General features: G+C 44.2%; 12 protein-coding genes and 1 riboswitch. Of the genes, 11 read left to right on the forward strand and 1 reads right to left on the reverse strand.

All coding sequences use genetic code 11. The features are described from left to right. The first annotated feature begins 66 nt into the window (after window positions 1-66). From FZC88_RS21080 to FZC88_RS21105, 6 genes are all read left to right on the forward strand, one after another. Complete coding sequence (locus FZC88_RS21080; RefSeq protein ID WP_148971213.1) at window positions 67-249, forward strand: hypothetical protein; 183 nt, start codon at window positions 67-69, stop codon at window positions 247-249. 160 nt (window positions 250-409) lie between these two features. Next, window positions 410-979: a DNA-directed RNA polymerase subunit delta gene (gene rpoE, locus FZC88_RS21085; protein WP_148996322.1), complete on the forward strand. Its 570-nt coding sequence runs from the start codon at window positions 410-412 to the stop codon at window positions 977-979. Window positions 980-1,472: 493 nt separating this feature from the next. Further along, window positions 1,473-3,077 (forward strand): CTP synthase, encoded by a 1,605-nt coding sequence (locus tag FZC88_RS21090; RefSeq protein WP_148996323.1) that lies wholly within the window; start codon window positions 1,473-1,475, stop codon window positions 3,075-3,077. A 343-nt stretch (window positions 3,078-3,420) separates the two neighbouring features. After that, window positions 3,421-3,527: riboswitch (SAM riboswitch) on the forward strand. A 95-nt stretch (window positions 3,528-3,622) separates the two neighbouring features. Continuing rightward, window positions 3,623-4,708 (forward strand): sugar ABC transporter substrate-binding protein, encoded by a 1,086-nt coding sequence (locus tag FZC88_RS21095; protein WP_148996324.1) that lies wholly within the window; start codon window positions 3,623-3,625, stop codon window positions 4,706-4,708. A 16-nt stretch (window positions 4,709-4,724) separates the two neighbouring features. Next, window positions 4,725-6,260, forward strand: coding sequence for a sugar ABC transporter ATP-binding protein (locus FZC88_RS21100; protein WP_148996325.1), 1,536 nt, complete (start codon window positions 4,725-4,727; stop codon window positions 6,258-6,260). Further along, on the forward strand, window positions 6,229-7,218 hold the full coding sequence (locus FZC88_RS21105) for an ABC transporter permease (protein ID WP_148996326.1): 990 nt from the start codon (window positions 6,229-6,231) through the stop codon (window positions 7,216-7,218). The genes FZC88_RS21100 and FZC88_RS21105 overlap by 32 nt, the downstream gene beginning before the upstream one ends. A gap of 53 nt (window positions 7,219-7,271) precedes the next feature. On the opposite strand, the gene FZC88_RS21110 is transcribed toward FZC88_RS21105, so the two are convergent. After that, window positions 7,272-7,796: a DUF2529 domain-containing protein gene (locus FZC88_RS21110; RefSeq protein WP_148996327.1), complete on the reverse strand. Its 525-nt coding sequence runs from the start codon at window positions 7,794-7,796 to the stop codon at window positions 7,272-7,274. A 204-nt stretch (window positions 7,797-8,000) separates the two neighbouring features. Here FZC88_RS21110 and FZC88_RS21115 point away from each other — a divergent pair, with 204 nt between their 5' ends. The 5 genes from FZC88_RS21115 to glpX all read left to right on the forward strand — a co-directional run bounded on the left by FZC88_RS21115 (window position 8,001) and on the right by glpX (window position 12,868). Continuing rightward, a complete protein-coding gene (locus tag FZC88_RS21115; RefSeq protein ID WP_148971206.1) occupies window positions 8,001-8,363 on the forward strand; it encodes a response regulator in 363 nt (120 codons plus the stop codon). Window positions 8,364-8,543: 180 nt separating this feature from the next. Further along, window positions 8,544-9,404, forward strand: a complete 861-nt coding sequence (gene fdaB / locus FZC88_RS21120) for a class IIb fructose-bisphosphate aldolase FdaB (RefSeq protein WP_148996328.1) — start codon at window positions 8,544-8,546, stop codon at window positions 9,402-9,404. A gap of 175 nt (window positions 9,405-9,579) precedes the next feature. Continuing rightward, a complete protein-coding gene (gene fsa / locus FZC88_RS21125; RefSeq protein ID WP_148996329.1) occupies window positions 9,580-10,221 on the forward strand; it encodes a fructose-6-phosphate aldolase in 642 nt (213 codons plus the stop codon). Between the two features lie 191 nt (window positions 10,222-10,412). Then, window positions 10,413-11,696, forward strand: a complete 1,284-nt coding sequence (locus FZC88_RS21130) for a UDP-N-acetylglucosamine 1-carboxyvinyltransferase (RefSeq protein ID WP_148971203.1) — start codon at window positions 10,413-10,415, stop codon at window positions 11,694-11,696. A 209-nt stretch (window positions 11,697-11,905) separates the two neighbouring features. Then, window positions 11,906-12,868: a class II fructose-bisphosphatase gene (gene glpX / locus FZC88_RS21135; RefSeq protein WP_034765120.1), complete on the forward strand. Its 963-nt coding sequence runs from the start codon at window positions 11,906-11,908 to the stop codon at window positions 12,866-12,868. Window positions 12,869-13,073: the final 205 nt, after the last annotated feature.

Consider the following 13,073-nt stretch of genomic DNA (forward strand, 5'->3'; position numbering starts at 1 on the left):
CTATATAATGAGAATTGTCAGATTAGTGAGAGGATAAGAACGATACATACGTTTGGATGTGAGACTGTGAAGACCATTTTTCGTTATATACTATTAGCCATCATCCTATTTGCTGCAGTACTTCTATATCAGCTGCAATTAGGAGCGATTCCTTTTCTTCTACTCTCTTTCTATCTTTTCTATGAAGCGTTCCGTGTAATTCGAAACGGTGAAAAAGAAGAGAAATGGGAAAGCGGCAGACCTTCCTGATTCCAGTTGTGAAAAAAATGCAAGAAAAACCAGATAGGTATAGCATAAAGTCTTTTCTATTGTTTATAATGATGAATATGGTTAGAATTGATAATGGAGAATTTTTGCCCTTTTTTACTCTACTTAGTAGAGTGTGAAATAGAGAAAGGAAGTGCGTTAATTGAGTCTTAAGCAGTTATCCAAAGAAGAATTACGTCAAACATCATTCATTGAGTTGGCACATGAGATTTTAACAGAGAAAAAGAAAGCGATGCCCTTCGAAGACTTAGTCAAGGAAATTAAAGGTTTGCTTGAAATCTCTGAAAAAGAGGTTCGCAGCCGCTTACTTCAATTCTACACGGACCTTAATGTCGAGGGACGTTTTATTGCAATGGGCGATAACAGTTGGGGATTAAGAGAATGGTATCCGGTGGATCAAATCGAGGAAGAAACGGTTCCAACGATGAAGTCCAGCAAAAAGAAAAAAGCGAAGAAGAAAGACGATGACGATTTAGATCTTGAAGATTACGATGATCTGGACGATGAAGATCTTGATTATGATGATCTTGATGACACGGACGATGACGATGATCTGACAGATGACGACGATGTAGACGCCGTTGACGACGATGCAGATGAAGATCTGGACATCGATGAAGACGAGGAAGAACTTGAAATCGATGAATTCGATGAAGTCGATGAAGACGAAGAAGAAGAAGAAGATCTTGATGAGGAAAAGGACGATAAATAATCCTCACCTCTTATAAGCATCAGACAAACCTATCAAAAAGGCGTTTTTTCCTTTTTGATGGGTTTTTTTATGGTCTCGAGCCTTGTGCATCGAGTGATGCCATTGATTGAAAATTCCCTCATCATTCTATGCTTGACTTCTTTCTTTGAGGAAGGTAGTATTTTATTTGGGCTCCTTAAAAAAGGACGAATTACGTATACAATGCTCCCCTTACATGTTTTGTAAGCGGGGCTTTTTTTATTTTATAAGAAGAAAGCTTTGACGTAACAGGGTATTTTCTATTCCTTTATGTGTGGCGGATCGATTCTTAAAGACCCCTTACATTTTTATGTATATTGATAATAAGAGGCTGTCTTAAAGCTTGAGTATGCAGATGAATTTATATTAAGAGAATGGACTTGTCCTTCTTTGAACAAGATAAATTCATGACATACCTACAATAGACACCCTCTACTTTTTTTGAACCAAACTTACTTTGAAGGGGGACATATACATGACTAAGTATATTTTCGTAACAGGCGGCGTAGTGTCGTCACTAGGGAAAGGGATCACAGCAGCGTCCCTTGGAAGGCTATTGAAAAACCGTGGCGTGAGTGTCACGATCCAGAAGTTCGATCCATACATTAACGTGGATCCGGGAACGATGAGTCCCTATCAGCACGGTGAAGTATTCGTAACAGATGATGGTGCAGAAACGGATCTTGACTTAGGTCACTATGAGCGTTTCGTTGACATTAACCTGACGAAATACAGCTCTGTCACAACAGGTAAAATCTATTCAACTGTACTGAAAAAAGAGCGTCGCGGTGATTATCTTGGTGGTACTGTACAAGTTATCCCACACATTACAAACGAAATCAAAGAACGCGTATACCGCGCTGGACGCGAGACGAATTCAGATGTCGTGATCACGGAAATCGGTGGAACGGTCGGGGATATCGAATCTCTTCCTTTCCTTGAAGCGATTCGTCAGATCAAGAGCGATGTAGGCCGTGACAATGTGATGTACATCCACTGTACTCTTGTACCTTACATCAAAGCAGCCGGTGAAATGAAAACAAAACCGACTCAGCATAGCGTAAAAGAGCTTCGCAGTCTAGGTATCCAGCCAAATGTCATCGTCGTGCGTACAGAAATGCCAATGACTCAAGACATGAAAGACAAAATCGCGTTATTCTGTGATATCGATAAAAATGCTGTAATCGAAGCAATGGATGCAGACACACTATACTCTGTTCCACTTGCGCTACAGGATCAAAAGCTTGATGAAATCACATGTCAGCACTTGAAGTTGAACTGCCACGAAGCAGATATGACCGAGTGGAATGAACTCGTTGATCGCGTGAAAAACCTGTCTCGTAAAACAAGAATCGCCCTGGTTGGGAAATATGTCGAGCTGCAGGATGCGTATATCTCAGTAGTGGAAGCCCTTCGTCATGCCGGTTATCATTTCGATAGCGACATCGAGGTAAGATGGTTGAACTCTGAGCTGATCGACAGCGCAAACGTAGCAGAAAAACTGGCAGATGTAGATGGAATCCTTGTACCAGGCGGTTTCGGTGACCGTGGGGTAGAGGGGAAAATCGCTGCCACTCAATATGCCCGTGAAAACAAGGTACCTTTCCTTGGAATTTGCCTAGGAATGCAGCTGGCATCTGTAGAATATGCACGTAACGTTCTTGGGTTGGAAGGAGCTCACTCAGCTGAGTTAAATCCTGAAACGCCATACCCTGTCATCGACCTTTTACCAGAACAAAAGGACATCGAAGATCTTGGTGGAACACTGCGCCTCGGACTATACCCATGTAAGCTGACAAAAGGTTCAAAAGCCTATACAGCCTATGATGGAGAAGTGGTATACGAGCGTCACCGCCACCGCTTCGAATTCAACAATCACTACCGTGAGCAAATGGAAAAAGCCGGCTTTATCTTCTCAGGCACAAGTCCTGATGGCCGTCTAGTGGAAATCATCGAGCTAAGCGACCACCCATGGTTCGTCGCGTCTCAATTCCATCCTGAATTTACATCACGCCCGACACGTCCACAGCCTCTATTCAGAGACTTCGTGGAAGCGTCACTTGCATATGGTGAAAAATAAGATTTGATTATGGAACTGCTCTCTCTGGTTTGGGAGGGCGGTTTTTTTGTTTGATAGGGTGGGGGTGGCCGATTTTTTTTAGGGGAATCGGAATTTATCGACCGTTATTGAAATGTATCAACCGAAATCCAAAATTATCGACCGTTAATCGGATTTATCAACCGTATTTTCAATTTATCAACCTAATTTTCACGATATAGATTGTTCTATAATAAACGACAAATTTCGCGACTTTCCTCTTAACTCTTGTCTAGAAAATTCCCTAAAAAGAATATTGACAATATTCCCACATATCGTTAATATATCGTTTATAGCGCATGCGAACTATATCAAATTTCATATTCTCTTATAAAGAGTTGGCAGAGGGACTGGCCCGATGACGCCCGGCAACCTACCGTACACACGGAAAGGTGCTAAAACCTGCAGGAAGAATTTCCTGAGTGATAAGAGTACGTTTATTTATACATAAACCTCTTTTCTCTTGGGAAAAGGGGTTTTTTTAATTGAAAAATTAAGGTATATCACCTCGGGAGGAGAAAAGAACGATGAAAAAAACGGCATCAATACTCGTATTACTCGCACTTATTTTCAGTTTAGTGGCTTGCCAGCCAAAGGTATCCCAGGAGGCGGACGCAGACAGTGGTAACAAAAAGGAAGCAACGTCTGATCATCCGCTAGCCAATAAAAAGATCGCACTAATTATGCAAATCAATTTAGGGACATTTTCCGCTCAATACATAGAAGGTGTCAAAGAACAGGTAGAGAAGTTCGGAGGAAAGGTTCAAGTATTTACGTCTGAAGGAGATTTGGCAAAAATGTCTTCCAACCTGGATGCGGCCATCAACCAGAAGTTTGATGGTATCCTCATCGATCATGGAACGAAAGAAGCACTGCAATCAGGGGTGGAAAAGGCGAAGGAACAAAACATCCCGGTTGTCGTATTCGATGCGGATGTTGCATCAAAAGGGGTGACGGTCCTCGAACAGGGTGATCAGCAAATGGCTGAACAGACCTTGACGAAGCTTTCAGATGAGCTTGGCGGCAAGGGTGAGATTGTGAAGATTTGGGTTGCAGGCTTTGCCCCGATGGAAAGACGCCAAGTGGCCTATCAGGAATTTTCAGAAAAAAATCCCGATATTAAAGAGGTGGCAGCCTTTGGAGCGGCTACTCAGAATACGGCACTCGATACACAGGCTCAAATGGAGGCGATTCTGAAACAGTATCCGAACAAAGGTGACATCGATGCTGTCTGGGCTGCATGGGATGAATTTGCAAAAGGGGCCGTTCGGGCAATCGAAGCGGCAGGACGAGATGAAATCAAAGTATATGGAATCGACATGAGTGATGAAGATCTGCAAATCATTCAAAAAGATGGAAGCCCGTGGGTGGCATCGGCAGCGGTCGACCCGAAAGATATCGGCCGAGTGCAGGTCCGTTTCTTATATCAAAAGCTAAACGGCGAAGAAACACCTGAGAAAGTAAAGCTCGAACCGGTCTTTATTGAAAAAGAAGCATTGCCTGAAGAAACGATCACCACAGATCAATTACACGAGCACTTAGATGGCTGGGGAGCAAGTGAGCAAGGCTATACAGATGATTTGAAAAAGCTTGAAGGATCATTCACAGAGTAGAAAGGAGTTAGAAGAGATGACGTCTCCACTGTTAGAAATGATCGATATCAATAAAACCTTCTCAGGAGTGAAAGCCCTAAAGAATGCAAGCTTCGATGTGAAAGAGGGAGAGGTTCATGCTCTGTTGGGGGCGAATGGTGCAGGTAAAAGCACGCTGATGAAGATTTTATCAGGAGCCTATGTGCAAGACAGCGGAGATATCATCCTTCACTCCGGGAAAAGAGACTATCAATCTCCGAAAGAAGCGAAGGAGCATGGGATTCATTGCGTATACCAGGAAGTGGACACGGCCATTGTCCCGGAACTTTCTGTAGCAGAAAATATCGTCCTTGATCAGTTTTCACAAAAAGGCTCCTTCTTTATTACAAAGAAGTCATTAAAGAAAGAAGCATTGGAGGCACTCAGACGAGTTGGGGCAGAAGCGATCCCCCTCGGGCAGCCTGCGTCACACTTAAGTCTCGCTGAAAAGCAGCTGGTGCTCATTGCCAGAAGCCTGCTTCAAAAAGCGAAGATATTGATTTTAGATGAACCAACAGCACCACTAAGTTCTTCTGAGACGGAAAAATTATTCCGTGTCATAGAAGATTTAAAGAAAGAGAGAGTGGGGGTCATTTTCATCTCTCACAGGCTCCCGGAAGTATTTCAGATTTCCGATCGTATTACTGTCATGCGAGACGGTGAGACCGTTGAAACGTATGAAACCTACCATACCACCTCCCAAAAGATCATTGAAGCCATGCTTGGAGGAACATATAGAGAGGAGTTTCAGAAAAGAAGGCTGCCAATCGGTGAAACGCTTTACGAAGTGAGAGGGCTGGCAGACGGGAAAAAGGTGAAGGACATCCATGTATCCGTGAAGGCAGGAGAAGTAGTCGGAGTGGTCGGACTTGTGGGAGCTGGAAAAACCGAGCTTGCCAAAGCCTTATTTGGAGCCTCTCAGGTAGAATCCGGTGACCATTTTCTGAAAGGAAAGAAGCTCACAATCCATTCTCCCCGGGACGCGGTTCAAAATGGCTTGGCGCTCATCCCGGAAGAAAGACGAAAAGAAGGATTGTTCATTCATGAATCTGTTCAGCACAACCTAAGCTTTCCATCTTTAAGAAAAGTCTCCAACTGGTTATGGATCAACGGTCGCAGAGAACGTGAGCTGGCTCGTGAAAAAATCCGATCCCTGGGAATTAAAACTGCTCATGAAGGAATCCAGGCTAACTTTTTAAGTGGAGGAAACCAGCAGAAGGTTTCAATAGGGAAATGGCTATCCGATGAAGCTTCGGTGTTTTTATTTGATGAACCGACGAAGGGTGTGGACGTGGGAGCGAAGAAGGAGATTTTCTCCCTGATTCAATCCCTTGCAGAAAAAGAGAAAGGCATTCTCTATTTTTCCTGTGAAATACAAGAAATCCTGGTGATCTCGGACCGGATTCTCGTCATGTATGATGGCCGGATCGTCAAAGAACTGACAAAAGAAGAAGCAACTCAAGAACTCATATTGTTTTATGCTTCAGGAGGGATCCAAGCGCATGAAAGGCAAGATACTCGACTTACTATTTAAATACGGAGCCATCGTGTTGATGGCTGCAATTCTTCTGTTTTTCAGCTTATATAACCCGTTTTTCTTCACATATGGAAATCTATCAGACATTCTCCGCTCGATTTCCATCGTCACATTGGTCGCCATAGGGGTCACCTTTACCCTTGTCGTTGATGGCTTTGACTTATCAGTGGGATCGACGGTTTCCCTGTCTACCGTTGTGACGGCTTCTTTGATGGTCTGGTATGAAGCGCCGTTGTGGATCGTGCTCTTTGTTCCATTGTTGGTGGGAGCGGGAGTCGGGTTATTCAATTCTCTATTGATCGTGAAGTTTGGAATTCCGGATTTGCTTGCTACATTAGGGGCGATGTATATCATTTCAGGTGTTCATCGGACGTATACAGAAGGATACTCGATCTACAATAATATGCCGATGACAACTGGCGGGACGGCCCCGGGGGAATTTTCCGAAGCGTTTCTCTGGATCGGCCAGGGAAAGTGGCTAGGGTTGCCGGTACCGGTATGGATCATGCTCGTGTTGGTCGGAATCGTCTATGTGATCATGCATTTCACTAGATGGGGACGGATTTTATACATGACAGGAGGTAACGCGGAAGCGTCACGCTTATCAGGTGTCAGAGTGACGCGGGTGAAATTGATTGCCTACGTTCTCTCAGGAGTATTCGCATCGATTGGGGGAATCCTGTTCACGGCCCGGGTCGGATCAGGACAGATGGATGCCGGTGCCCCGCTCCTGATGGAAGCGGTCGCCGCTGTGTTTGTCGGCTTTTCCGTCTTGGGTGCAGGAAAACCGAATATCCTCGGAACCTTCTTTGGAGCAGCCTTGATCGGGGTCCTGCTGAATGGATTGACGATGATGAATCTACCATACTATGCATTTGAAATTATTAAAGGAAGCGTACTGGTATTGGCACTGGCAGTGACGTATGTGCATGCCAAGAAAGTGCGTGGGGGTTGAAGATAGTAAGAGAGGCATCCTATTTGGATGCCTCTCCTTCTTTTAAGGGGGGATTACTCCTCATACTCCTCCAACATCTCACGGATCACAAACCCCAGGGCGAAATAAAGATAAAGCGCCGCCATGCTGGAAGGAAAGCTCACTCGCTCACCTATTTCATCGCCTGGAAGCATGCCCTTGACCACTTTTGTATCCAGGTGAACACCGGCTAAGTCCAGCAGGTTCTCTCCACCCTCTACCAATCCAGAAACTGCCACGAACGGCACACCTTCATCAGCCAGTTTTTTTCCTAACTCCACGGCATCCTCATCAGTTGAAAAGCGGCTGACGACTAATACTCGGTCAGCTTCCGTCAGCTCGGTGGAATCTTCGTATCTTTTAGCGGAAGGTAGAGGTTCAGCACCAAACAAGGCCTCGGCTGTGACAGCTTCCATTTCCCCGTAGCCCTTAATATAGATATTTCCTTGTCCGATGGCGGCTTGGGCCAGCAGGCGGGCACCGTCTTCGATTTCGAATTCCTGCTTATCATAAATGCGTTTGAACAGTCCCGTTAACTGTGTCGTGAACATTTTTATCATGGAATAAACTCTCCTTATATATTTAGCTTCGACATTTGTCATCGTAACGCTTATTATAAAGGGGAAAAAGGTCTTAAGTAAAATCTTGATTAAAAGCAGGATTTTTTACAGTAAAAAGAGAATTAGTAATAAATATACAATTATTAGTCGGTTATTTAGCTCAGTAATACATAATTTACTTTAATACGAAGGGGATTGGGATGAATGAACGAGAAAATTCTTATTGTAGACGATCAATTTGGTATTAGGATTCTATTAAATGAAGTATTACAAAAGGAAGGCTACCAAACATTTCAGGCAGCGAACGGTATCCAGGCGCTTGAAATTGTAGATCAGCATTCCCCTGATTTGGTTTTGCTGGATATGAAGATCCCGGGTATGGATGGGATCGAAATTTTGAAGAGAATGAAGCAGAAGGATGCTGATATCCGCGTCATTATTATGACGGCATACGGGGAACTGGACATGATTCAGGAAGCAAAGGATCTGGGGGCGCTTACTCACTTTGCGAAACCGTTTGATATCGATGACATCAGGCAGGCTGTGAAACAATATATTCCAGCTTGATAGTATTATTTGAATAGTGAAAATAGTAGTATTTTTATCAATTCGCCTCTGCAGTTGGTAAAATCAATTCTGTTTTGGTATGATACAAGTGAAATTGTAAACAATGTCACATGGTGCTATGAATATCACCGCCATTTCTACTAGAATGGTTCACTGACTGAATAAAAGGAGGAAATTACTATGCCTTTAGTTTCAATGAAAGACATGCTAATTCAAGCAAAAGAAAATAGCTATGCGGTAGGTCAATTCAACCTGAATAACCTTGAGTTCACTCAAGCGATCCTACAAGCTGCTGAAGAAGAAAAATCACCTGTCATCCTTGGTGTTTCTGAAGGGGCAGCACGTTACATGAGCGGTTTCAAAACAGTTGTGAAAATGGTCGAAGGTCTTATGGAAGACTTGAACATCACAGTACCTGTTGCGATTCACTTAGACCACGGTTCAAGCTATGACAAATGTAAAGAAGCAATCGATGCAGGTTTCACTTCTGTCATGATCGACGCTTCTCACGGTCCTTTCGAGGAAAACATTGAAATCACTTCTAAGGTGGTTGAATATGCTCACTCTAAAGGTGTTTCTGTTGAAGCTGAGCTTGGAACTGTTGGTGGACAAGAGGATGACGTAGTAGCAGATGGCGTTATCTATGCAGATCCTAAAGAGTGTCAAGAATTAGTAGAGCGTACTGGTATCGATACACTTGCGCCTGCACTTGGTTCTGTTCACGGTCCTTACAAAGGTGAACCGAATCTTGGATTCAAAGAAATGGAAGAAATCGGTGCAGCGACTGGAGTACCTCTAGTACTTCACGGTGGTACTGGAATTCCGACAAAAGACATCCAAAAAGCGATTTCTTACGGAACGGCGAAAATCAACGTAAACACTGAAAACCAAATTGCTTCTGCCAAAGCGGTACGTGAAGTACTTGCAGCTGACACAGAAGTATATGATCCACGTAAATACATGGGTCCTGCCCGTGAAGCGATCAAAGCGACAGTTGCTGGCAAAATGCGCGAATTTGGTTCTTCTAACCAAGCTAAATAATAGGTAATGTTTGGAAAGTTCTTGATGATAGATTACAGGCTTTCCGAATGTGGTAGAAATAGAATGAAGCTGTAGGATGGGACTGGCACCAGGAAAGGGTTGATACCTTTTTGGGTCAGTCCCTTCCGTTCATTAAAAGATGATTGAAAATTTTGTCGAAAATGGGGTATAGTTAATGAAATTTTTCATAGACACAGCAAACATGAGTGAAATTCAAGAAGCATTTGAATGGGGGATTCTTTCAGGAGTGACAACGAATCCGTCGCTTGTAGCGAAAGAAAAAAACGTGACATTTGAAGATCGTTTAAAGGAAATCACAGATTTAGTGCCTGGATCTGTAAGCGCTGAAGTCATCGCGACAGACGCTGAAGGAATGATCAAAGAGGGCAGGGAGCTTGCAAAGATCGCGCCTAACATTACGGTTAAGCTTCCTATGACGCCGGATGGCTTGAAAGCGACATCTACTTTTGCTAAAGAAGGAATTAAGACAAATGTGACGCTGATTTTCAGTGCGAACCAGGCGCTTTTAGCGGCTCGTGCTGGAGCGACGTATGTTTCGCCTTTTTTAGGAAGATTAGATGATATCGGTCATGATGGCCTTGAGCTTGTATCCAAAATCGCTGAAATCTTTGCGATTCACGGCCTGGAAACAGAGATCATTGCGGCATCGACCCGCCATCCACAGCATATTACAGAAGCCGCTTTAAGAGGGGCTCATATTGCGACAGTGCCTTTGAAAGTGTTGAAGCAATTGTTCCAGCATCCCCTTACGGATAAAGGAATCGATGCATTCCTGAATGATTGGAACAACCGCTAATTTAAGTCAATTTGTCTAAGCCAAAAAAAATTCGTTTATCCTATACATGTTTTGACGAATTATGTATACACTAGTAGACAATACCTCTTAGAACGTCTTCTTTTGGAAAAATAATCCTTTTTGTTTTTGGTGTGCGGAGTCTGACAGCCATTGGGTCTTCCTCATCAATGAACAGTGGAAGGGAGTTTAATATGGAAAAGCTAAAAATTGCAGGAGGTTATCCCCTTGAAGGTACCATTAAAGTCAGTGGGGCCAAAAATAGTGCGGTAGCCTTGATCCCGGCAACCATTCTTGCTGATTCACCAGTCACAATTGAAGGGTTACCAGACATCTCTGATGTACGGACGCTGAAAGATCTATTAGAAGAGATCGGTGGTTCCGTCAATTTGGAAGATGGGGATATGAGTGTAGATCCAAGTCAAATGGTGTCCATGCCTTTACCGAGCGGGAAGGTAAAAAAGCTTCGTGCTTCTTATTATTTAATGGGAGCGATGCTTGGACGATTCAAAAAAGCGGTCATCGGATTACCAGGTGGATGTCATCTTGGTCCACGTCCGATTGACCAGCATATTAAAGGCTTCGAGGCTCTCGGAGCAGAAGTGACGAATGAACAGGGTGCGATATATCTTCGTGCCGAAGAATTAAGGGGTGCCCGTATTTACCTGGACGTAGTCAGTGTAGGAGCAACGATCAACATCATGCTTGCGGCAGTACGCGCAAAAGGCAGAACGATCATTGAAAATGCGGCAAAAGAACCTGAGATCATTGACGTAGCTACATTACTAAGTAATATGGGTGCGAAGATCAAAGGAGCAGGGACCGATGTGATCCGTATTGATGGTGTAGACGAGCTTCACGGCTGCCGCCACACAATCATTCCTGACCGCATTGAAGCAGGAACGTTCATGATCCTTGCAGCAGCTGTCGGTAAAGGCGTACTTGTTGACAACGTTATCCCGTTACATATGGAATCGGTCATCGCCAAGCTGCGTGAAATGGGCGTACCCGTTGAAACAAACGACGACCAGATCTACATCGGAAGAGCGGACAAGCTCAAATCCGTTGATGTGAAAACACTGGTGTATCCTGGTTTCCCAACAGATCTGCAGCAGCCGTTCACCACGTTATTGAACCGGGCAGAAGGTTCCGCTGTCGTAACAGACACCATCTATTCAGCCCGCTTCAAGCATATTGATGAACTGAGAAGAATGAATGCGACGATCAAGGTGGAAGGTCGCTCGGCCATCGTCAATGGACCTGTACAATTACAAGGTGCCAAAGTGAAAGCAAGTGACCTCCGCGCAGGAGCAGCTCTTGTCATCGCCGGCTTAATGGCAGAAGGAATCACTGAAGTAACCGGTCTCGAACATATCGACCGCGGATACAGCGACCTCGTTGCCAAACTCGAAGGCCTTGGAGCAACAATCTGGCGTGAAAAGATGTCAGCGGAAGAACTGGAGCAGATGAAGTCGTAGTTTCGTAAAGCTGTACTATTGTAAAGGTGGTTAATTCCCTTAAATTTTTCCAATATGACCAGTTCTTTTTCGCCTGAATGAACCATTGTGTCCTACTTTTTTCTAAAAAAAGTCTCTCCATCCCCTTTAATGTGTTACAATAAATCTGTTAATATGTTATACAATTAAAGGATATTGTAAAACAAAAGGGAATACGGGAGGCTATATACATGGAAAGAAGTTTATCAATGGAGCTTGTTCGAGTAACAGAAGGGGCTGCCCTTGCATCAGCCCGCTGGATGGGTCGCGGTAAGAAGGATGAAGCAGATGATGCTGCAACCTCTGCCATGCGCGATGTATTCGACACAGTACCGATGAAGGGAACAGTTGTCATCGGGGAAGGTGAAATGGATGAAGCTCCAATGCTTTATATCGGTGAGAAACTAGGGACAGGCTATGGTCCACGTGTTGATGTGGCCGTCGATCCGTTGGAAGGAACGAATATCGTTGCTTCCGGAGGCTGGAATGCACTTGCGGTACTCGCGGTGGCAGACCACGGAAACCTACTGAACGCACCGGATATGTATATGGATAAAATCGCAGTAGGACCGGAAGCGGTTGGGGAAATTGATATCAACGCTTCTGTTATCGATAATCTGAAAGCCGTTGCAAAAGCAAAGAACAAGGACATTGAAGACGTAGTTGCTACCGTCTTAAATCGTCCTCGTCATGAGCATATCATCCAGCAGCTGAGAGAAGCGGGAGCCCGTATTAAACTGATCAATGATGGTGACGTAGCAGGAGCTATGAACACAGCATTCGATCATACGGGTGTAGATATTCTATTCGGTTCGGGTGGCGCTCCAGAAGGAGTACTTGCTGCCGTTGCGCTGAAATGCTTAGGTGGAGAAATTCAAGGTAAGCTTTTACCACAGAACGATGCCGAACTGCAGCGCTGTATCAGCATGGGGCTGGATGTGGACAAGATTCTTCGAATGGAAGACCTCGTATGCGGTGATGATGCGATCTTTGCAGCAACAGGTGTGACGGACGGCGAACTGTTAAGAGGTGTTCAGCTTAAAGGGACATACGGATTGACCCATTCGGTCGTTATGCGTGCGAAGTCTGGGACTGTCCGCTTCATAGACGGCCGCCACAGTCTTCAGAAAAAGCCAAACCTGGTCATGAGATAATATATATAAGAAACATTGAGAGAGAAACCAACTCTTCTTAATAAGAGATGAGGGATGGGCAGAGTGTCTTACCATTTCTGCCCATGACCACTCTTATCACTCACTTTTTTTCTTCATAGGTGAAAAAATGCTGCCTATCTACAAATTTACCTTCCTTTTTTTACCCAGTCATTGATTCTTGATTAAAAGTATGGTTACAATAGAT

The sequence above is a fragment of the Rossellomorea aquimaris genome, from assembly GCF_008180865.1.
Classification (GTDB): Bacteria; Bacillota; Bacilli; order Bacillales; family Bacillaceae_B; genus Rossellomorea; species Rossellomorea yichunensis.